Origin of the sequence: Undibacterium sp. CY21W (genome assembly GCF_014284265.1) — a bacterium.
GTDB lineage: Bacteria > Pseudomonadota > Gammaproteobacteria > Burkholderiales > Burkholderiaceae_D > Undibacterium > Undibacterium aquatile.
In genome coordinates this window covers 245,276-267,577 of the sequence record NZ_JACOGE010000002.1, presented here as the reverse complement: position 1 = coordinate 267,577, position 22,302 = coordinate 245,276, and the positions used below count along the sequence as shown (strand labels likewise).

Below are 22,302 nucleotides of genomic sequence, written 5' to 3'. Positions count from 1 at the left end.
ATGTCGCCACCTTTACCAAGTTCTTTTGGTGTTGTACTTCCATTCGTGTCAGCCATGTTGCTGGCTGGCTGCACCAGTTTTGAACCGGAACAATCTGTTGATCAAATCAATCAGCAGTATTCTGCGTTCACACAATCGTCGCTGAAACCAGCGTTTAATTCCGAACAAAAATCCCGTTTGCAAGCGACTGCGGATCGTTTGCTTCAAGAACCGATTTCACAAAACGATGCAGTGCAGATTGCACTGACGAATAGCCCGGCATTCCAGGCCATGCTTGCGCAATACTGGGCAAGCGGGGCGAACGCCGCACAGCAAGGGCGAATTGCTAACCCGCTCTTCAGTATCGAGCGCAGCCGCTTCGTCGATGAACTTGAAATTGCGCGCACGATCAGTTTTGGTTTGCTTGACGTGCTGACCTTACCGCGCCGAAACGCGATTGCTCAAAGCAAAATAGAGGCGGCGCAATGGCAGTTCAGCAGTGAGGTGATTGATCGGATCACGCAGGTGCGGGCAGCGTGGGTAAAGGCAGTCGCCGCGCAGCAAGTCCTGGGTTATGCGATGCAAGTCAGTGATGCCGCAGAGGCCAGTGCAGAACTGGCGCAACGTATGCGCAGCGCAGGTAATTTCAATCAGTTGCAAGCCGCCAGACAGCGCGCTTTCTATGCGGACGCTGTCGCACAACTGGCGGCGGCACGCCACAGCAATACGGCGGCCCGCGAGGGATTGGTGCGCTTGCTGGGACTGACAAGCGATCAGCTGGCACGTTTGCGTTTGCCCGAGCGTCTGCCCGATTTGCCGACAGCCGTTTATCCAGCCGAAAAAATCGCGGCAGTTGCGACTGAAAATCGCCTCGATGTCCGTATGGCGCAAGCCTTGCTGGATACCGCCGCAAAGCAGCAAGGTTTGACGCTGGCGACCAGCATGACGGATATCGAACTTACGGTGAAGCGTAATACGATTTTTGATAACGCAAGTAAAACCAGTGATGTAAAACGAGGCGTGGAAATCGGCGTGCGTCTGCCTGTGTTTGACAGCGGACAATTGCAACGTGATGCGATGAATGCAGCGACGCTGGCAGGCAGTTATCGTCTCGAAAATATTGTGCGTAACGCGGCCTCTGAGTTGCGTGAAAGTTATTCGGCGTATCGCACCAGTTACGATATTGCACATCACTACCAACATGAAATTCTGCCTTTGCGCAAACGTATTTCTCAGGAAAATCAACTCCGCTACAACGGCATGTTCATCAGTGTTTTTGAGCTGTTGGCGGATAGCCGTGAGCAGATCAGTAGTGTGATGGCGGCGATTAACGCTGAACAGCAATTCTGGCTCGCAGATGCCGCTTTGCAGGCATCGCTGATCGGGCGGCCCGAACGTATCAGCGTGACTGGCACTAGCAACATCAATGAATCAGCCGCTGCGCACTGATAACGGAATTGAGAAGGAATAAAAATGAACTCAAGAAGAAACTTTTTCAAATTTGCCGGCATCGCCGGTGGCGCACTGGCAGCCAGCGCAGTGAGTAAAGTCGCGTTGGCCGCATTGCCAGAAATTACGACACAAACCAGCCCGGATACCATGCCGCCTTTAGTGCCAGGTAATGGACGTCCATATAATCCTGTTGTCACTTTAAACGGCTGGACGCTGCCGTGGCGGATGAAGAATGGGGTGAAGGAATTTCATCTGGTCGCTGAGCCTGTCGTGCGGGAAATGGCCCCCGGAATGAAAGCACATTTATGGGGTTATAACGGTCAGAGCCCGGGTCCGACGATAGAGGTGGTGGAAGGCGATCATGTCCGTATTTTTGTCACCAACCGCTTGCCTGAACACACCAGTGTGCATTGGCATGGGCAACGTGTACCGAATGGCATGGATGGCGTCAGCGGTTTGACACAACCTGCGATTCAACCAGGTAAAACCTTTGTGTATGAATTTGTCGCCCGCCGTCCCGGCACATTTATGTATCACCCGCACGCGGATGAAATGACGCAGATGGCAATGGGTATGATGGGTTCGTGGATCACGCATCCAAAAAATAAACATCCACTGATCGCAGATGTGGACAGGGATTTCGTCTTTTTGCTCAATGCCTATGACGTTGAACCGGGGGCTTCCCGGCCTAACATCATGACCATGACGGAATTTAATTTGTGGTCGTGGAATAGTCGTGTCTTTCCCGGCATCGATACCCTGAACGTCCGCAAAAATGACAGAGTCAGAATCCGTGTCGGTAATCTGACGATGACGAATCATCCGATTCATCTTCATGGACATGAGTTCACGGTCACCGGTACCGACGGTGGTGCGATTCCCAAAACTGCGCGCTGGCCGGAAGTGACGACCGATATCGGTGTCGGGCAAATGCGTCAGATCGAATTTATTGCGGATGAAGAGGGTGACTGGGCGTTGCACTGCCATAAAAGCCATCACACTATGAATGCAATGGGACATAGTGTGCCGAGCATGATAGGCGTGGATCATAAAGATGTTGCCGATAAGATCAATCGCTTGATCCCTGCATATATGACGATGGGCGATAAAGGTATGGCGGATATGGGCATGATGGAAATGCCTTTACCGGAAAATACCCTGCCGATGATGACAGGCGAGGGCCCGTTTGGCGGAGTAGAAATGGGCGGCATGTTCAGCGTTCTGAAAGTACGTAAGGATCAGAAGCCGGGTGATTACAAAGATCCGGGTTGGTATATGCATCCGAAAGGAACTGCTGCGTATGAATACCAGGGGGATGCCGCGGGATTAGGTGAACCAGTCAGACCTGCTGCCGCTGCCGATCATGCCGGCATGCACCATCATCACGAGCCAGCATCTGCGGAAAAAGAAATCGAGGTGCAGGTCGTGAAACCCAAGGGGCACGCCGGACACTGATATGCGCAAGCTTGGTCGTGAATCCATGTTTTGATCATGCAGAACAGGATCAATGCGATTCCAAAAACGTCAGTCAGCTTTGCTGGTCTGACGTTTTTTTTCTTCGAGCTCGGCCACCTTGGAGAGTAACTGCTCTATCGTCCAGTGTCTGCTCAGCCATATCGTCAGCGCACCGCCGGATAACTGCTGCCACATGACACCCTCGTGTGCATGATGCTGGCGCTGATACGAGGAAGCGACACGCCACGCAAACAAAGTCACCGGCGGTGGCGCGTCTTGTCCCGCTGCAGACAAAATATACGATACTGGATTTAATGCGACTGATTCAGGCTGCCCCTCATAGCCGGACTCGGCCCAGATTTTTTGCTGCATGTCACCGGAGATCATGTGTGCCGGTAAGTCTGGCTTACCGTCGATATCTTTCAGACCAAGATAATACAAACCCCACGGAATACTGAAAACAAGAGCGATGATGAACAGAACGATGGCGATCAGACTGCGTTGCAGGATGCTTAATGTGGGCATGGTGGATGAGTCAACAGGGGTGGATAGGGAATAAGGGATTGCAAAATACAGTGCTGATCTAAGCGATATGCAGTTTTTTTGCCCAAAGCATCGTTGCCTGCTGCCAGAATTCATGCAGATTGCTTGCCGGGCTGAGCTGCAAGCCCAGAAAACGCGCGGCGGGCAGTAACGCTTCATGTAATAAATCATTATCGCCGCGATCAAATGCCAGTGCGCCGGTTTGTTTCGATAATTTTTCACCGTTGGCATTGGTGACCACGGCAACGTGCAGGTAACTGGGTGTCGGTAAACCAAGTAAACCTTGTAAATATATCTGACGCGCAGTGGAGTCGATAAGATCGGCACCACGCACAATATGATTGATTCCTTGCGCCGCATCATCAACGACAACGGCGAGCTGATACGCCCAGAAACCATCGGCGCGCTTTAAAACGAAATCGCCGACTTCCGTTGCCAGGTTCTGACTTTGCGAGCCGCATAAACGATCTTCAAAACAGATGATGCCTTGTTCCGGTTCAGGCACACGCAGACGCCATGCGCGCGCCGTTTTTCCTGCGGCGATGCCATGTCTGCATGTGCCCGGATAAATCTGACTGGCGGTATCGCCGAGACGTAGGCGTGAGTCAGCAATTTCCTTGCGTGAGCAGGCACAGGGATAAACATAGTCGCCCAACTGTCGTAATGCCGCCTCATACAAATCCTGACGCTGGCTTTGCCAGACGACTTCGCCATCCCATTGCATACCGCAACGTTGCAGTGATTGCAGAATCTGCTGATCTGCACCGGCGACATTTCTGTCGAAATCCAGATCTTCTATACGCAGCAACCATGTGCCCTGGTGCGCTTTGGCGTCGAGGTAACTCGCCATGGCGGCGACCAGTGAGCCCATGTGCAGCGGGCCTGTCGGGGAGGGCGCAAAACGCCCGATGTAATCAGTCGTAGCAGACATGTTCGGTCTAATTCATTTTGTAGTATGGCTCAGCGCAACGTCAGTTACCCATCAACATTTTCTGCACTATCGGGTCATTCAGTTTTTGTAAAAACCATTGCAGGGCTTTGCCTTTATTTGTACTGCGCCATACGATGCGGTTGTTACCCAGCAGGCGATTGGCGTTGGTTTTCTTTTCAATCAGCATGCCCGACTGCAAATAAGGTTGAGCAATTCTTCGCGGTAAGTGCCCGCAGCCCAAGCCTGCCAGTTGCGCGGACAGTTTTGCTTGTATTGACGGCACTGTCAGTGTGTCCTGTCCACTCAATAACCCCGCTGTCATTGATGGCAGTGTCAGGCTGGTATCGCCAACCGCAACGGCGCGGTGCTCCAAGATTACTGCATGGCTGAGTGGCTCCGTCGCATTGGCTAAAGGGTGCTCGGGTGCAACCGCAAACACCCAATCAATGTTGCCAAGTGAGCGGGTCTGAAACTCTCCCTGCATGCGGATGGCATCGGGGCCATCGTATGCGGCACCAATGGCCAGATCGGCGCGCCCGGTGATCAGACTTTCCCAGACGCCGGATAAAATTTCCTGTGAAATACGGATGCGTGTGCCGCAGCCTTGTTGTTCAAATTCTTTAATTAAGGGGATCAGATCTTCAAAGCGGATGATGCCATCGATCACAATATGAAAGTCTGCTTCCCAGCCGCTCGCTGCGCGTTTGACGCGATTTTCAAGATCCTGTGCCGCATGCAATAAGTTTCTGCCCTGAGTTAACAACTCTTCGCCAGCGCTGGTCAGTTTTGCTCTGTGTCCCCGCCGGTCGTACAGCAAGACATCCAGATCTTCTTCGAGTTTGCGTATGCTGTAAGTAATTGCCGACGGCACTTTATCCAGCGCAGCTGCAGCTGCGGCAAAGCTGCCTTTGCGAGCGATGGCATCGAGAATTTGCAAGGCTTCCAGCGTCAGATTCATTTTATTCAATTAATTTGAATGATGTGTAGAAAATTTTACCCTTATCTTGCTTACCCTGCATGTATATAGTGTAGGTGCCGCATCAATTATTTTGAATAAGACAGATTTATCCGGGCTGACTTTGTGTGTGCTTGCTTGATGCTGATCGGCCATGTGCTGACGATGGTTTGAACATCGGAATAAAAGATTGTTGACGAGATTCATCGGTTGTCATGGATGCGGATGATTTTTAATGAACCTAATGAACCAAAAGGAATATGACATGAAAAAAGTAGCGATTGTTTATCACTCAGGTTACGGACACACCACCAAAGCAGCTGAAGCGGTGCAGGCGGGTGTTGCCGCCAATGGCGCGGCAGCAGAATTGATACTGATTGATGCCGAAGGCAATATCACCGAAGCACAATGGGCCAGCCTGGCTGCGGCAGATGCGATAGTGTTTGGCTCGCCGACATACATGGGCACCGTTTCGTGGCAATTCAAGAAATTTGCCGATGCGTCATCCAAGCCTTGGTATCACCAGCAATGGAAAAACAAGATTGCAGCAGGTTTCACGAACTCCGCAACGATGAATGGCGACAAACTAAGCACGCTGCAATATCTGTTCACGTTCTCACAGCAGCATTCTATGATCTGGGTCGGTACTGGTCTGATGCCATCGAACAGTAAAGCTGCGCAACGCAACGATGTTAATTATGTCGGCAGTTTCAGCGGTCTGATGACGCAATCTCCGTCAGACTCTTCACCGGAAGAAGGTCCATTGCCAGGTGATCTGGAAACAGCGAAACTGTTTGGTCAGCGTATTGCTGAAGTGGCGAAAAAATTTAGTTAATCGCTCATTTTTATTTGATCGTATATGAAAAAGTCCGCTGCAACAGCGGACTTTTTTTGTTTCTCAGTTACCAGATCAGTTGCCAGATTCAGTTACCAGATGCTGACGCGCTTGTTTTCCGGCAGGTACATGCCGTCACCCGGTTTCACGTTAAATGCGTCATAGAATGTTGTGTTATTTCTGAGGCTGCCATTGACGCGGAATTCACCGGGAGAATGTGGGTCAGTCTTAATCAGGGCGAGCGCACGTTGTTCGCGGGATTTGCTGCGACGTGCTTGCGCAAGGCCGAGGAACAGGCGTTGCTCACCCGACCAGCCATCGAGAATTGGAGATGGTTTCCCTTCCAGCGACAGACGGTAAGCTTTTAAGGCCATCACGATACCGACGTTATCCGCAATGTTTTCACCCAGCGTCAGTTCGCCATTCAGGAAATGACCCGGAACTGGGCTGTAGCCATTGTATTGTTCAACCAGAACCTTGGTTTTGCGGTTGAATTTTTCACGGTCTTCTTTGGTCCACCAATCACGCAAGTTGCCGTCACCATCGTATTGTGATCCGGCATCGTCAAAGGCATGGCTGATTTCATGACCAATTGAAATACCGAGCGCGCCATAGTTAACCGCATCTTCTGCCTCGACATTAAACAACGGTGCTTGCAAACGCGCTGCCGGGAACACGATTTCATTCATCTCCGGGCTGTAATAGGCATTCACGGTTTGTGGTGTCATATGCCATTCACTGCGATCAACCGGGGTTCCCAATCGCTTCACGTTTTTCTCGAAATCCGCGCTGCGGATACGTTTCAGATTACCAGCCAGATCATCTTTACTGATTTGTATTGCGGAGTAATCTTTCCACTTCTCAGGATAGCCAATCTTGACGCTGATTTTTGAGAGTTTTATCTGCGCCTGTTTTTTTGTTTCGGCGCTCATCCAATCCAGAGAGTCTATGCTGTCTTTGAACGCTGCCAGAAAATATTTCACCATTTTTTCCGTGCGGACTTTGGTTTCTGGGGCGAAATATTTTTCAACGTACAGCTTGCCAACGGCTTCGCCCAGCATCTGATCTGTCAATGCAACCGCGCGTTGTTCGCGTGTGCGGTTGACTTTGATTCCGGCCAGCGTGGTGCCACGGAAGGCAAAATTTTCATTCGCAAATGCGCTGGACAAGTAGGGGCTGTAGGCACTCAGCAGTTGCCATTCGGCATAACTTTTCCAGGTAGATAAAGGAAAACTTTTCAGTGCATGGCTGAATCCGCTCAGATAACTTGGTTGCTGTACCAGAACCTGATCTGCTTTTCCGGCGATACCGTTAGTCTGGAAATAGGATTTCCACTGATAGCCCGGCGCAAGCGTATCGAGTTTTGATACGGTCATTTTGTTATAGGTCTTGAGCGGATCGCGGTTTTCCACATTCGTCCATTGTGCTTTAGCGAGTTCCGTTTCTATCGCCAGTACCTGCTTCGCATTTACTGCAGCATCTTTATCGCCTGCCAGTGTCAGTATTTTTTCCACATGCGTCAGATAAGCAGCGCGGATATCGCTCATTTTCTTGTCGTCGGTTTTCAGATAATAATCGCGATTCGGTAAGCCTAATCCTGATTGTGCGATATCGACGATGTATTGACTGGATTGCTTGCTGTCTTGTTCAACACGCACCCGGAACGGGATAGTGACACCGATTTTCTGAAGCTGAGCAAAAAGTACGGCAAGCCCCTCTTTATTTTTCACTGCTGCAATGGTGTCGAGTTCAGATTTCAGTGCCGCTGCACCCAGCGTTTCCAACTTTTCTTCGTTCATGAAGCTGTTGAAAAGATCAGCAATTTTCTGTTTTTCTGTGCCGGCAGGATTTTTATCGTCTTTAGCGACATCGCTGATCAGTGCGTGCAATTGTCGTTGTACGTTTTCACGGGCTTCCATGAAGGAACCCCAGTCTGATTTGTCGGCTGGGATTTCATTGGCTCTTAACCAGCCACCTTGCGCATGTCTGAAAAAATTATCCTGACCACGAGTCGTTGGTTCAAAATTACGCGGAATGATCCCGGAACCGAGTGTAAATGCGACGGCAGTTGTTGGTGCAGCGGCTGGTTCGGCGGCGTAAACGGCGTTAGACAACAGGCTAAGGGCGAGAGTACTCAGTAAAAAACGTTTCATGGATTAGTCTCGTTTGTATTGTGGATAGATGAAAAGAATGTAGTGCGATTGTGACATGGTGTGGCGCCGGAAGTTCAGACCCGGAATGAAAAAAGCTCATTTAACGGACTTGCGTCAAATGAGCTTTTATGAAGAAAAACGGAATTATCAAGCTTGGGTCTGCGCTGATTCCTTTTTACAGTGAGGGCAGGATTTACCCGGCACGTACCATGGTGACAGTTGTTCACGCGGTGTGACGACGGCACGGCAGGCAAAGCATTGCTTGGTATCTGTTGCCTCTAACTGTGGATTCAGCGCGGTACGATAGTCAAACACAAAACAGTCACCGTGATAATGATCGCCACCGACTTCTTCGAAATACTTGAGAATGCCGCCTTCCAGCTGATACACGCTTTCAAAGCCAACGTTTTGCATGTGAATTGCCGCTTTCTCGCAACGAATACCACCAGTGCAGAAGGTCACAACGGTTTTGTCATTCAACACGTCACGATTGGCAGCGATGACTTGCGGGAATTCCGTGAATTTGGTAATGCGATAATCGATCGTATTATCAAAACTGCCGACATCGACTTCAAAATCATTACGGGTGTCGACCATCACGACCGGCTTGCCGTTATCGTCATGGCCCTGATCCAGCCAGCGTTTCAGAGTTTGCGCATCGACTGAGGGCGCGCGGCCTTCTTCGGGCTTGATCAGCGGCATGCGCATGGTAATGATTTCTGCTTTCAGCTTGACCAGCAATTTGGTAAACGGCTGACGATCAGAGTAACTTTCTTTGGCAACGATGTCGGCGAACCTTGGATCACTATGCAACCAGTCCATGTAAGCGTCGATCTCATGGCGCAGCCCTGCGAGGAACATATTGATGCCTTCCGGCGTCAGCAGAATGGTACCCTTGAGATTGAGTTCCTGGCATTTATCAATAAACGCCTGCCGCTTTTCAGCGGTGTCGTTGAAGGTGATAAATTTGTAAGCAGAGATATTGACGTAAGGTGTTTCTGGGGATAACTGTGCGACCGGCATAATAGAAGAATTCACTCATTTTCAGTAAGTCATTGATTTATCTCAATTATAGTTGAATTCACTGGTCGCTTGCTGGCAGCAACATGATCAGGTGCGGAATCTCGTCTTCGAGGTAGATATCGGAAACTGTCTGAAAGCCGAAGCTGGCATAAAATTTCTCAAGATAGGCTTGCGCACCGATACGTACAGAGGCGGCTGGATAAAGCTGGCGCAGTGCCTTGATGCCGTTCGCAATCAATTCTTTTCCTACACCAGTCCCGCGCCATGCCTGCGTACTCAGAACACGACCCAGCGATGGTTCTGCATAGCTGATGCCGGGAGGAACTATGCGTAAATACGCGGCAATGTCACCGTTGTCATCCCAGGCTACAAGATGATGGGATTGCGGATCTTTGCTGTCAATATCTTGATACGGGCAATTTTGTTCAACGATAAATACGGCGCACCTGGCCTGATACACCTTGTGTAACTGCTCAGGGTTGAATTCTGAAAAAGCTGATAATTGCCAGCGTAGTTGAGTGAGTTGATTTGTCATGTGCGTTAGGGAATTAGGCAAAGTTGAAGCATTGCGATGGCGATTACATTTGCCGGAATAAATGTGAATAAACTCTGCTGACAGTCAGCTTATCATCGCTATCCCTCAATTTCAGCGTCATTTTTCCGCTTTCATCTTTGTGGGCGGCGAGAATTTTTTTACTGTTAACCACAGTGCTGCGATGGATCTGCCAGAACACATCGGAATCGATTTGCGGCAATAATTCGCGCAAGCTGCTGCGGATCAGTGATGAATGTTCTTTGGTGACAACGTTAATGTATTTGTCTGTGGCTTCAAAATATAAAACGTCTTCGACCGGAATCATGCGGATCTGATTACCAACGGCGGCACGTATCATATGCAAAGGTTTGTGCGCAGCAGAGCCACTGGCGTGTACGTGCCCGGGCATTAAGCTGCGTAATTGTCCCAGCACGCGTTCGAGTTCTGTGCCGCTTTGCGACTGGTCAGTCAGACGCATCTGCAGACGCTGCACTGTTTTACTGAGACGTTCTTCACTGACTGGTTTGAGTACATAATCTGACGCCGAATGTTCAAATGCCTGAATCGCAAATTCGTCGTAAGCGGTCACATAGACGATCAAAGGGAACGCGCGGTTTTCCGGCCATTCTTCTGCCAGTTCCTGTGCGACTTCCAAGCCGGTTTTACCTGGCATTTTAATATCCAGAAATAGAATGTCCGGTGCGTGATGCAAGGCTTCCCGCACGGCTTCAACACCATTTTCCACTACGCTGCACAATACTAATTCCGGCCAGAGTTTTTCCAGCATTTTTTGCAGGGTGAGTGAGAGTATGACTTCATCTTCAGCAATCAGGGCGCGTATATTCATAATGATGTATGTAGGATTAAAGGGATAGAAATCCGTGCAATCGCGCCTTCCGGCTGATTTGCTTCTAATGTGAATGCGGCTGATGGGCCAAAGAGTGCTTGCAGGCGTTCACGGAGATTGATATTGCCAAGCCCCAGCCCGGCGTGATGTGTTTCTGGCGACGCCGCATGAGGCGCAGATAATCCAAGACCGGTATCCTTAACGGTCAGATACAGAAAATGCGCATCATTTTCTGCTGCAACATGAATGTTTCCACCGTTGATTTTTGGCTCCAGCCCATGTTTGATCGCGTTTTCTACCAGCGGTTGTAAAAGCATGGGTGGGATGGTTTGTTCCCGCAACTCTGATGGCAGAGATAAGGTATAAGTCAGACGTTTTCCCATACGTATCGCGAGCAGCTCCAGATAGGCTTCGATCAGAGAAAATTCCTGTTGTAAGGTGGTTTTTTCTGCTCTGGAAGCACTCAGTGTATTGCGCAGATACACAATCAACTGCGACAGCATATGTTGCGCGCGTGGTGGGTCAAGTGCGATCAGTCCTTGCAGATTAGCCAGTGTGTTAAACAGCATATGCGGTTCTATTTGAGCCTGCAGCATTTGCAGTTGCGCTTGCAAGGCCTGTCGCTCTATCGCGGAAGATTTCGCTTTTTCTGCCTCCGCTTCCGCGGCCAGTTCTGATATTTTTGCTTTATTCCAGAACGACCAGACCGAAATCAGACTGATGACCATGGTCAGCCCGATGAAACTGCTGAAGTATGCCCATTGCATTGAAAAAATACTCAGCAGCGGATAGGAAAAAATAGCGGCAGCAAGCGTTGATCCTGCGACAAATCCCAGTGGGGTAATGAGCAAGCAGACCAGAAAAAAAAAGAATGGCTGCGGTTTGCGTGTACTCCAGAATAAATGCTGGATGATTCGTACCAGCGCATAGCAACTGAATCCTATGCAATTGGAAAATACCCAACTTTGCAGCAAGGGACTGTGTGTCCGCATCACATAGGTGACGATCAGTGTGCAGATGGCATTGATGAGCAGTAGCCGTGGCAGATCCTGCAGAAATTTCCGTAGCTGCGTTTCTGCGCAAGGCTTCTGGTCAGGTGAGTTGCTGTTCTTTGGCTTAGGAATTGATGGCGTTATCATTTTTGCGCTGAGTATCTGATGCAATATTTTGTCCGGAGTTGATGTTAGCGCGCACAAGCGGGGTCGGACATCTGATTGCGATGGAGAGTACAGAATCTGTCGTCAAGCCCACTTTATCCGGCGCGAAATACCGCACGGATTCTCGCCTCATGTCAGATCATCTGCTTCAGATAATGCCGCGCTGCCTGAGTAGACTCAATTGTTCATCGTCATATCCAAGCACGGATTTTAAAATCTGATCCGTGTGTTGCCCTAGCAATGGCGGCGGCGACTGATAATCCGGTGGCGTGGCCGATAGTTTCATTGGGCTACCAACTAACTTCACGCTGCCGGCGCTTGGATGCGGCAAGGTAATCTGCATACCGCGCGCCTTTACCTGAGGATCATTAAACACGTCGTCCAGCCGGTTAATCGGTCCACACGGAACACCGGCGTCCTCCAGCAGCGCTATCCACTCTTGTCTGGATTTGCGTTTCACCATGTCCGCCAGCAATGGAATCAATACCTCACGGTTTGCCACGCGCGCTGGATTCGTGCTGAAGCGTTCATCAGTCGCAAGCTGTTCTTCGCCACCGGCCGCGACAAATTTTTTGTATTGGCCGTCATTGCCGGCTGCGACAATAATATGCCCATCGGACGTAGCGAATGTCTGATAGGGAACGATGTTGGGATGGGCGTTGCCCCAGCGTACCGGCGGTTTTCCGCTGGCCAGATAATTCGTATTCATGTTTGCCAGCATGGCGACCTGCACATCAAGTAAAGCCATATCGATGTACTGACCTTCACCTGTGCGGTCACGATGTGTCAGTGCTGCCATCACCGCGATAGTGGCGTACATGCCGGTCATCAGATCGGCAATCGCAACCCCCGCTTTTTGCGGCCCGCCACCGGGCAGATCATCGCGCTCCCCGGTCAGCGACATAAATCCGCCCATACCCTGAACGATAAAATCATAGCCAGCGCGATGAGCGTAGGGGCCATCCTGACCGAAACCGGTAATCGAACAGTAAATCAGATCCGGTTTGATTTCTTTCAGGAACGCGTAATCAAGCCCATATTTTTTTAACTGACCGACTTTGTAGTTTTCTAGAACTACGTCGGATTGTGCCGCCAGTTTTCTGATAATTTCCTGACCTTCAGGGGTGGAAATATCCACCGTGATGGCTTGCTTTCCACGGTTCGCAGCCAGATAGTAGGCCGCTTCTGTTGTGTTGTTGCCATTCTGATCGCGCAGATAAGGAGGGCCCCAGGAACGCGTATCATCGCCATTCCCTGGACGTTCGACCTTAATGACTTCGGCTCCCAGGTCGGCAAAATTCTGCGCACACCAAGGGCCAGCCAGCACGCGCGTCAGATCAAGAATGCGTATATGGCCGAGTGCTTTTTTTTGTAGCGACGTCGCTGTCATCCTGGATTATCCTTTTGTCTGCAATATTTTTCTGGAGATCAATATGTGGTCGTATCCCAAAGTTCTTGCGCACCGAGGTGGCGGTGTACTTGCGCCCGAGAACACGTTGGCGGCAATGAAGTGTGGAGCGGCGCACGGTTTCACTGCGGTGGAATTTGATGTCATGTTATCAAAGGATGGCGTTCCTGTGCTGATGCACGACCCTGAATTTGGCCGCACCATCATCGGTCGCGGGCATGTGGCGGATACGCTTGCCGCTGATTTGCAAAAAATGGATGCAGGCGCGTGGTTTAGCTCCTGCTACAAAGGGGAACCGGTGCCGCTGTATTCTGATGTCGTCCGTTTCTGCCGTCAGCATGACATCTGGATGAACGTGGAAATCAAGCCAGCCCCGGATTTTGAAGAGGAAACCGGGCATATCGTTGCCGCCCGGAGTTCTGAACTATTTGCAGATGTAGCTGTGAGCGATGTAAAGCACCTACCTTTGTTTTCCTCGTTTTCTTTTGTTGCCCTGATGGCCGCCAAACGTGCCGCCCCCACTATTCCGCGCGGTCTGCTGATGGATGAGCTCACGTCGGATTGGAAATCGAAATTGCAGGAAGTAGGTGCAGTGTCCCTGCACACGAATCACAAGTATCTGAGTCCATCTCTGGCAAAAAATGTGAAAGACGCTGGCTACGGATTATTTTGCTATACCGTCAACAGTGCCGAGCGCGCAGCGGAAATTTTACGTTGGGGCGTCGATGGATTCTGTACTGACAGGATTGATCTGATACCTGCCGGATTCTGAGATTCATGTCTGCTTACCGCTTGTTACATGACTATACAAATACTTGTCATCGCCGAAGGTTTGCGCTCCGTTGTGGAGTCTATGGGAACAACCCATTGATTTCACTCCCCGGAAACATGTTTCTACATTGAAAGGTACAACATGAAAACGATACAGATGACGGCATTCATTCTTGCCACTGCTTTTGTTGCGCCAGTGTTTGCGCAGACTGCAACACCGAATATCGATAAACGTCAGGCTCGTCAGCAGGAACGGGTCGCCAAAGGCATCAGCAATGGCGAATTGAATGCGAAAGAAAGCGCAAATCTGGAAAAACGCGAAGCGAAGATTGAAGCAAACAAAGAGGCTGCTGCGGCTGACGGTGTTGTGACCAAACAGGAACGCGCAAAGCTTGAACATCAGGAAAATGTTGCCAGCAAACGTATTTATACAAAAAAACATAACGCCAGAAAAGTTGAAACCAGTCAGTAAGATCATCCTTATCAGAAAAAACCGTCAGTGCATTCAGTGTTGACGGTTTTTTTCTTTTAAAGTCTGCGAACAGCTTTAGTCGTTTTGTGTGCTGGCGCAATGGCAATCACGGATCGCTATTTTATTGACGAATCTTCGGATTTCACAGCGCTGACTCCTGTTATAAGGCAGAATTTATACCGTATAATCAGAAGTTAACTCATTTTCAGCTTTGGCCTATCTCTCTATGAACTCGTCAGAAATCCGCGATAAATTCCTCAGTTTTTTCGAATCTAAAGGCCACACCCGTGTGCGTTCATCCAGCCTGATTCCCGGCAATGACCCGACTTTATTGTTCACCAATTCTGGAATGGTGCAATTTAAAGACGTGTTTCTGGGGCAAGACAAGCGTAGTTATACGCGTGCCACAACGGCGCAACGCAGTGTTCGTGCGGGTGGTAAGCACAATGATCTGGAAAACGTTGGCTATACGGCGCGTCACCATACTTTCTTTGAAATGCTGGGCAATTTCTCTTTCGGCGATTATTTCAAAAAAGATGCAATTCACTATGCGTGGGAATTGCTGACTTCTGTTTATGGACTGCCAAAAGACAAGCTGACCGTCACTGTTTATCAGGAAGACGACGAAGCTTACGAAATCTGGAAAAACGAGATCGGCGTACCGGTAGAACGCATCATCCGCATCGGTGATAACAAAGGTGCGCGCTACGCATCTGATAACTTCTGGCAGATGGCGGATACTGGTCCTTGCGGCCCGTGTACCGAAATTTTCTATGACCACGGCCCTGAAATCTGGGGTGGCCCTCCGGGTTCACCAGACGAAGACGGCGATCGTTTCATCGAAATCTGGAATCTGGTGTTCATGCAGTTTAATAAGGATGAAGCCGGTGTTTTGCATCCATTGCCTAAACCATGCGTGGATACGGGCATGGGTCTGGAACGTTTGTCCGCGGTGTTGCAGCACGTACACTCCAACTATGAAATCGATACTTTCCAAAACCTGATCAAGGCGGCTGCGCGTGAAACTGGTTGTACCGATCTGGAAAACAATTCCCTGCGCGTGATTGCTGATCATATCCGTTGCGCTGGTTTCCTGATTGTTGATGGCATCATTCCTGGCAATGAAGGCCGTGGCTATGTGCTGCGCCGTATTACCCGTCGTGCTTTGCGTCATGGCCATAAATTGGGTCAAAGCCAGCCTTTCTTCTACAAGCTGGTGGCGGATCTGGTCAAGGAAATGGGTGGTGCTTATCCCGAGCTGGCCGAGGTTGCTGACCGCGTTGCCCAAGTCTTGAAGACCGAAGAAGAGCGTTTCGGCGAGACGCTGGAACACGGTATGAAAATTCTGGAAGCGGCACTCGTCAAAGACGGTAAAAACCTTGACGGTGAAACTGCGTTCACCTTGTATGACACTTATGGTTTCCCACTCGATCTGACCGCAGATATCTGTCGTGAGCGTAATGTCGTGCTGGATGAGGCTGGTTTCAATGCCGCGATGGAAAGACAAAGACAGACTGCGCGCGCTGCCGGTAAATTCAAAATGGCGACTGCCATTGAATACAGCGGCGATAAGACCAAGTTCGTCGGCTACGATCAGTTGCAACACGAAGCGAAGGTTGTGGCGCTGTATGTTGATGGTAGTGCTGTCAATGAAATCAAAGCAGGTCAACAAGCGATCGTTGTGCTTGACACGACCCCTTTCTATGCTGAATCCGGCGGTCAGTGCGGTGACTCAGGTGTATTGATGGGCTTGGATGGCGCGGTATTTGAAGTTGCAGACACTCAAAAAATTCAGGCTGATGTGTTCGGTCATCACGGTGTATTGAAATCAGGTAGCCTGACGATCGTACAAAACGTCAAGGCTGAAGTGAATGCGGAAATTCGTGCGCAAACCATGCGCAATCACTCAGCCACACATCTGATGCACAAGGCATTGCGTGAAGTGTTGGGTAGCCATGTCGCGCAAAAAGGTTCTTTGGTTGACGTTGAAAAAACCCGTTTTGACTTCAGTCACAACGGCCCGATGACTGCTGATGAAATCCGTCAGGTAGAGTCCATTGTTAATCGTGAAATTCTGGCGAATGCTGCCACCCGGGCGCAAGTGATGGGTTATGACGATGCCGTCAAACATGGTGCGATGGCATTGTTCGGCGAAAAATATGGTGATGAGGTCCGCGTACTGGATATCGGTTCTTCCCGCGAGTTGTGCGGTGGTACGCATGTTTCCCGTACCGGTGATATCGGCCTGTTCAAGATCGTTGCAGAGAGTGGTGTGGCGGCCGGTATTCGCCGTGTCGAGGCAGTGACAGGTGAAGTTGCGCTAGCGCTGGTACAGAATCTGAACAGCCGTATCAATGAAGCGGCTGCAGCCTTGAAAGCACAGCCAGAAGAATTGACGCAGCGGATCGGACAAGTACAAGATCACGTCAAAGCTTTGGAAAAAGAACTGGCGATGCTGAAATCCAAAATGGCATCGAGTCAGGGCGATGATCTGGTCGGTAAAGCGGTTGATGTTAAAGGTATCAAAGTGTTGGCAGCGACACTGGAAGGTGCCGATGTCACAGCTTTGCGTGAGACTATGGACAAGCTGAAAGATAAATTGAAAACTGCTGCGATTGTATTGGCCGCCGTGAACGACGGTAAGGTCAGCCTGATTGCTGGTGTGACAGCAGATAGCACATCTAAAGTCAAAGCAGGTGATCTGGTTAACTTTGTGGCGCAGCAAGTTGGCGGCAAAGGTGGTGGCCGCCCAGACATGGCGCAAGCCGGTGGTACTGATCCTTCAGGCTTGCCAAATGCGCTCGCAGGTGTGGCAGATTGGATCGGCGCCAAGCTGGGTTGATCGTCGAGATCGCTACAGTTATTGCTACAGATGTAAAAGTAGATTTTAGTCAATAAAAAAAGCCGGCATGTGTGCCGGTTTTTTATTTTCAATGCGTGAGCCTGACGCTTACTTTCGTTTATCAATAACGGTAAATAACAGTAACGAAATGGACGCTGCTACACCAGATTATTTTCTAAAAAATATCTGAATTTCACCTATGATGAAACATTAAGTTAGCTATTGGATTCTAATATTTTAGTTAACGTTGATATCACCTGATTTTCTTCTTCACCTTGTTTTTGCCGAGATGTTTTTTTGAAAATAGGACAGATTTAAAAAAAGCGATTTGCCATATTTTGGTGCATAACTTGAGTAAATAAACAGGGTAAATGTTGTTAGTGTGCTGCATCGCACCATGCCAATGAAAATTCCGGTAGAATTGGTGCGTCAAATGTTTTGCAAATGAGCTACATCGTTTGCTGCTACAGGAAAAATCATGCAATTCAATAAAGAACTTGACGCTCGTGGACTGAATTGTCCTTTGCCTATTTTGAAGACGAAAAAGGCACTTGCTGAAATGATTACCGGTGAGGTCTTGCACGTGCTTGCAACTGATCCCGGATCTGTTCGTGACTTCAAAGCATTTTCAAAACAAACAGGAAATGAATTATTGTCGCATCAGGAAAGTAGTAACGAATTTGAGTATTTTATTAAGCGCAAATAAATCTCAAATTTCAAAAAAACCCGCAAATTTTGCGGGTTTTTTTATATTCTGAACTTCTTCAATTTTTTAAAGTGACTGCTTATTTTCATTTTAAGTAGTGCATCAGCGATAACAAGGCAACCTGACTGCCCAATTAAAAAAAATTGTGAGGTGTATGCGCATAAAAAGTCATGAAAGGTGTTGATTAGATACTCTGCTCTAGTATCAATACAAACAAAAAAGGAACGATCGTGCTAAATTGTGCGAAATCTTCTCATTTCGATTTATAATCAAACGGATTTACTTTACGTATACGTCAATCAGCATTAAATCAGCTTTAAAAGTACGTGTCGCGCAAAAAGTCGGCGCAGCGATTTGGTTAACCTGATTGTTCAGCATGACTTAGCATTAATTAGCAATAAATCCGATAGAAGTAAGTACATCTGTATTTCCAATTAGCTCACAAAAAGGCAGAACTATGAAAGTCCTGGTACCAGTCAAACGAGTAGTCGATTACAACGTCAAAGTACGTGTCAAATCTGATGGCACAGGCGTTGATATTGCCAACGTCAAAATGTCGATGAACCCATTCGATGAAATTGCCGTCGAAGAAGCAACGCGCCTAAAAGAAGCTGGTGCTGTTACTGAGATTGTTGCCGTGTCCTGCGGCGTTGCACAATGCCAGGAAACATTGCGTACAGCAATGGCAATCGGTGCGGATCGCGGCATTTTGGTCGAAACTGATGCCGAGCTGCAGCCACTGGCAGTGGCAAAACTGCTCAAGGCGCTGGCCGACAAAGAGCAGCCACAATTAATCATTCTGGGTAAGCAAGCCATTGATGATGACTGTAATCAGACAGGTCAGATGCTGGCAGCTTTGCTGGGCTGGCCACAGGCAACTTTCGCATCAAAAGTAACTGTTGCAGACGGTAAGGCAACAGTCACTCGCGAAGTGGATGGCGGTCTGGAAACTGTTGCCCTGACCTTGCCAGCGATCGTGACAACGGACTTGCGCCTGAATGAGCCACGTTATGTGACTTTGCCTAACATTATGAAAGCGAAGAAAAAGCAGTTGGATAACGTCAAACCAGCTGATCTGGGTGTCGATGTTGCGTCCCGCGTCAAGACGCTGAAAGTGGTTGAACCAGCTAAACGCAGCGCAGGCATTATTGTTCCTGACGTAGCGACACTGGTTTCCAAACTGAAAAACGAAGCAAAAGTGATTGGTTGATTCGCTGGTTATAGCTGATTCACCGACAGTTTGCTTTATCGCATCTTATTTACAAATTTTTTCACCAGAGTGCATTCTGGTGATTTATTAAGTGGAAAACATCATGACTACACTCGTCATCGCTGAACACGACAATGCTGGCCTCAAGGGCAGCACTTTGAATACCGTTACTGCCGCGACTCAATGCGGCGGTGATGTTCATGTACTGATTGCTGGCTCGAATGCCGGTACTGCAGCTGCAGAAGCAGCTAAAATCGCTGGCGTCAGCAAGGTTTTGCACGCTGACGCAGCACATTTTGCGGATGGCCTGGCGGAGAACGTCGCTGAGCAGGTATTGGCTGTTGCTGCTGGTTACAGTCATATTCTGGCTCCGGCAACTGCTTACGGCAAAAATATCCTGCCACGCGTCGCCGCTAAACTGGACGTTTCTCAGATTTCTGAAATTACCAAAGTCGATGCTCCTGACACATTTGAGCGCCCGATTTATGCAGGTAATGCAATCGCAACCGTGCAATCCACCGATGCTGTGAAAGTGATTACTGTCCGCACAACCGGCTTTGACGCTGCTGCAGCAACTGGTGGTTCAGCGGCTGTTGAGACTATCTCGGCAGTTGCTGATTCTGGTAAATCAGTTTTTGTTTCGCGTGAAGTTGCCAAGTCTGATCGTCCTGAACTGACCGCTGCGAAAATCATCGTTTCCGGTGGTCGCGGTATGGGTTCTGCGGATGCATTCAAAGTGCTGGAACCATTGGCAGACAAACTCGGCGCAGCGATGGGTGCATCTCGCGCTGCAGTCGATGCGGGCTTCGTCCCTAACGACTGGCAGGTTGGTCAGACCGGTAAGATCGTTGCGCCTCAACTGTATATCGCCGTTGGTATCTCTGGCGCGATCCAGCATCTGGCGGGTATGAAGGATTCCAAGACGATTGTCGCAATCAACAAAGATCCGGAAGCACCAATTTTCTCTGTCGCTGATTACGGTATCGTTGGCGATCTGTTTGAAATCGTGCCACAACTGGTTGCTGAATTAGGCTGATTTTAATGAATTCGCGGGCCGTTAATTTGTTAACCGGCTCAGATTGGACAGAATGAGTGGTTTGTCGCGCCATTGACAGCAGTGTTTTTGTTGTTGTGACACATTGCTGATTCTGTCCTTTTTTCTTTTCTATCTTTAGGAAATGTTATGACTTATGTCGCACCTGTGAAAGACATGCTGTTCGCGATGAACGAACTTGCGGGCTTGTCGGAAGTGAATGCTTTACCCGGTTGTGAAGATGCCACATCTGAAACTGTAGAGGCGGTACTGGAAGAGAACGCAAAATTCGCTGGCGAGGTCGTTGCACCGCTGAATTGGGAAGGTGATAAAGCGCCGAGTTACTGGCAGGACGGACAGGTTTTTACCACTAAAGGTTTTAAAGAAGCATTCAAGATGTTCGGCGAAGCAGGTTGGCAGGGCGTGCAACATCCGCAGGAATTTGGTGGTCAGGGCTTGCCTAAGCTGGTCGCTACTCCATGCATAGAAATGCTGAACTCGGCCAGCATTTCGTTTGCACTGTGTCCATTGTTGACTGACGGCGCGATTGAAGCACTGCTGACTGCGGGTAGTGACGAGCAAAAAGCAATTTATCTGGAAAATCTGATTTCAGGTAAATGGACTGGCACCATGAACCTGACTGAGCCGCAGGCGGGTTCAGATCTGGCGATGGTTCGCAGCCGTGCTGTTCCTCAGGGCGACGGCACATACAAAATTTTTGGCACCAAAATTTTCATCACTTATGGTGAGCACGATATGGCCGAAAATATCGTCCATCTGGTGCTGGCTCGCACGCCGGATGCACCGGAAGGTGTGAAAGGTATCTCCCTGTTTATCGTGCCGAAATTCCTGGTCAATGCTGATGGCAGTCTGGGTGCTCGCAATGACGCACACTGTGTCTCGATCGAGCATAAGCTGGGCATTAAAGCCAGCCCGACGGCAGTGTTGCAATTCGGCGACCATGGCGGTGCGATTGGTACGCTGGTCGGCGAAGAAAACCGCGGTCTGGAATACATGTTCATCATGATGAATGCGGCACGTTTCGGCGTGGGCATGCAAGGTATCGGTGTGGCAGAGCGTGCGTATCAAAAAGCGGTGCAGTACGCCAAAGACCGCGTCCAGTCGCGTGATCTGGCTGGCTCCGCTGGCCCAGTCGCGATCATCAATCATCCGGATGTGCGCCGTATGCTGATGTCTATGCGTGCACAGATCGAAGGAGCGCGTTCGTTGGCGTATGTGGCGGCAGGGTTGAGTGATATTGCGCATCACCACGCAGACGAAGCGACTCGCAAAGTCAATCAGGCTGTGTATGAATATCTGGTTCCTATCGTGAAGGGCTGGTCCACTGAAATGTCGCTGGATGTGACATCAACAGGTGTGCAGGTGCATGGCGGCATGGGCTTTATTGAAGAAACCGGTGCGGCACAGCATTACCGTGATGCCAAAATCCTCACGATTTACGAAGGTACGACGGCAATTCAGGCCAACGATCTGGTTGGTCGTAAAACGGCGCGTGATGGCGGTACTACAGCGAAAGCGTTAATTGCTCGTATTCGTGAAACGGAAGTTGCATTAGCTGCTACCAATCAGCCTGAGTTGTTGGCGATTCAAAAGCAATTGGCGGCTGGCTCTGCTGCGCTGGAGGATGTCGTTGCTTATGTTGTTGCCAATTTCAAGCAAGACATCAAAGGCGTATTTGCGGGCAGTGTGCCGTACCTGAAGCTGGCCGGTATCGTGCTGGGTGGCTGGCAGATGGCGCGTGCCGCATTGATCGCACAGCAGAAGCTGCAATCAGAGTCCGGTGACGCGGCTTTTTATCAGGCAAAAATCGCTACTGCCAGATTCTTCGCTGACCATATCCTGTCTGCAGCACAAGGACTGCGTTCTGCTATCGTTGATGGTAGTGCCGGAGTGCTCGCCTTGAATGAAGATCAGTTCTGATTTCATCTGACGCAGAACCCAAAAAAAGGACTCATTTCTGAGTCCTTTTTTTAT

The 22,302-nt window shown here is 49.5% G+C and carries 19 protein-coding genes; 10 read left to right on the top strand and 9 right to left on the bottom strand.

Annotated features, from left to right (window positions below; genetic code table 11):
* Both H8K29_RS05810 and H8K29_RS05805 read left to right on the top strand, forming a co-directional pair.
* Positions 1–1,428, top strand: a complete 1,428-nt coding sequence (locus H8K29_RS05810; RefSeq protein ID WP_186896798.1) for a TolC family protein — start codon at positions 1–3, stop codon at positions 1,426–1,428.
* Between the two features lie 24 nt (positions 1,429–1,452).
* Positions 1,453–2,886: a multicopper oxidase family protein gene (locus H8K29_RS05805; RefSeq protein WP_186896797.1), complete on the top strand. Its 1,434-nt coding sequence runs from the start codon at positions 1,453–1,455 to the stop codon at positions 2,884–2,886.
* Positions 2,887–2,955: 69 nt separating this feature from the next.
* Here H8K29_RS05805 and H8K29_RS05800 read toward each other — a convergent pair whose 3' ends face one another.
* The 3 genes from H8K29_RS05800 to H8K29_RS05790 are packed head-to-tail and all read right to left on the bottom strand — an operon-like array spanning position 2,956 to position 5,318.
* Positions 2,956–3,411 (bottom strand): hypothetical protein, encoded by a 456-nt coding sequence (locus H8K29_RS05800; protein WP_186883089.1) that lies wholly within the window; start codon positions 3,409–3,411, stop codon positions 2,956–2,958.
* Positions 3,412–3,469: 58 nt separating this feature from the next.
* Complete coding sequence (gene gluQRS, locus H8K29_RS05795) at positions 3,470–4,360, bottom strand: tRNA glutamyl-Q(34) synthetase GluQRS (protein ID WP_186896796.1); 891 nt, start codon at positions 4,358–4,360, stop codon at positions 3,470–3,472.
* 40 nt (positions 4,361–4,400) lie between these two features.
* The gene (locus H8K29_RS05790) at positions 4,401–5,318 is read right to left on the bottom strand and encodes a LysR family transcriptional regulator (protein ID WP_186897147.1); all 918 of its coding nucleotides are present in this window, start codon (positions 5,316–5,318) and stop codon (positions 4,401–4,403) included.
* A 262-nt stretch (positions 5,319–5,580) separates the two neighbouring features.
* Here H8K29_RS05790 and H8K29_RS05785 point away from each other — a divergent pair, with 262 nt between their 5' ends.
* Complete coding sequence (locus tag H8K29_RS05785) at positions 5,581–6,150, top strand: flavodoxin family protein (protein WP_186883092.1); 570 nt, start codon at positions 5,581–5,583, stop codon at positions 6,148–6,150.
* 92 nt (positions 6,151–6,242) lie between these two features.
* Here the strand turns inward: H8K29_RS05785 and H8K29_RS05780 are convergent, their stop codons facing one another.
* The 6 genes from H8K29_RS05780 to H8K29_RS05755 form a co-directional block, all read right to left on the bottom strand.
* A complete protein-coding gene (locus H8K29_RS05780) occupies positions 6,243–8,303 on the bottom strand; it encodes a M13 family metallopeptidase (RefSeq protein ID WP_186896795.1) in 2,061 nt (686 codons plus the stop codon).
* 147 nt (positions 8,304–8,450) lie between these two features.
* Entirely contained in the window at positions 8,451–9,326 is an 876-nt protein-coding gene (locus H8K29_RS05775; RefSeq protein WP_186897146.1) for a sulfurtransferase, read from the bottom strand.
* Between the two features lie 58 nt (positions 9,327–9,384).
* Positions 9,385–9,861, bottom strand: coding sequence for a GNAT family N-acetyltransferase (locus H8K29_RS05770; protein WP_186896794.1), 477 nt, complete (start codon positions 9,859–9,861; stop codon positions 9,385–9,387).
* A 43-nt stretch (positions 9,862–9,904) separates the two neighbouring features.
* Positions 9,905–10,708, bottom strand: a complete 804-nt coding sequence (locus tag H8K29_RS05765) for a LytTR family DNA-binding domain-containing protein (RefSeq protein ID WP_186896793.1) — start codon at positions 10,706–10,708, stop codon at positions 9,905–9,907.
* Positions 10,705–11,847, bottom strand: a complete 1,143-nt coding sequence (locus H8K29_RS05760) for a sensor histidine kinase (protein WP_186896792.1) — start codon at positions 11,845–11,847, stop codon at positions 10,705–10,707. Before H8K29_RS05760 ends, H8K29_RS05765 begins: the two co-directional genes overlap by 4 nt.
* A 166-nt stretch (positions 11,848–12,013) precedes the next feature.
* Positions 12,014–13,255: a CaiB/BaiF CoA-transferase family protein gene (locus H8K29_RS05755; RefSeq protein ID WP_186896791.1), complete on the bottom strand. Its 1,242-nt coding sequence runs from the start codon at positions 13,253–13,255 to the stop codon at positions 12,014–12,016.
* Between the two features lie 43 nt (positions 13,256–13,298).
* Between H8K29_RS05755 and ugpQ the strand changes: the two genes are divergently transcribed.
* The 7 genes from ugpQ (at position 13,299) to H8K29_RS05720 (ending at position 22,248) form a co-directional block, all read left to right on the top strand.
* Positions 13,299–14,045, top strand: a complete 747-nt coding sequence (gene ugpQ, locus H8K29_RS05750; protein ID WP_186896790.1) for a glycerophosphodiester phosphodiesterase — start codon at positions 13,299–13,301, stop codon at positions 14,043–14,045.
* A 141-nt stretch (positions 14,046–14,186) separates the two neighbouring features.
* Positions 14,187–14,516 carry a hypothetical protein gene (locus tag H8K29_RS05745; RefSeq protein ID WP_186896789.1) on the top strand — a complete coding sequence of 110 codons (330 nt, stop codon included), beginning with the start codon at positions 14,187–14,189 and terminating at the stop codon, positions 14,514–14,516.
* 226 nt (positions 14,517–14,742) lie between these two features.
* Complete coding sequence (gene alaS / locus H8K29_RS05740; RefSeq protein ID WP_186896788.1) at positions 14,743–17,358, top strand: alanine--tRNA ligase; 2,616 nt, start codon at positions 14,743–14,745, stop codon at positions 17,356–17,358.
* A 478-nt stretch (positions 17,359–17,836) separates the two neighbouring features.
* The gene (locus H8K29_RS05735; RefSeq protein ID WP_186883101.1) at positions 17,837–18,064 is read left to right on the top strand and encodes a sulfurtransferase TusA family protein; all 228 of its coding nucleotides are present in this window, start codon (positions 17,837–17,839) and stop codon (positions 18,062–18,064) included.
* A gap of 457 nt (positions 18,065–18,521) precedes the next feature.
* On the top strand, positions 18,522–19,274 hold the full coding sequence (locus H8K29_RS05730; RefSeq protein ID WP_186896787.1) for an electron transfer flavoprotein subunit beta/FixA family protein: 753 nt from the start codon (positions 18,522–18,524) through the stop codon (positions 19,272–19,274).
* Positions 19,275–19,377: 103 nt separating this feature from the next.
* Positions 19,378–20,310, top strand: a complete 933-nt coding sequence (locus H8K29_RS05725) for an electron transfer flavoprotein subunit alpha/FixB family protein (RefSeq protein WP_186896786.1) — start codon at positions 19,378–19,380, stop codon at positions 20,308–20,310.
* Positions 20,311–20,457: 147 nt separating this feature from the next.
* Positions 20,458–22,248 (top strand): acyl-CoA dehydrogenase, encoded by a 1,791-nt coding sequence (locus H8K29_RS05720; RefSeq protein WP_186896785.1) that lies wholly within the window; start codon positions 20,458–20,460, stop codon positions 22,246–22,248.
* Positions 22,249–22,302: the final 54 nt, after the last annotated feature.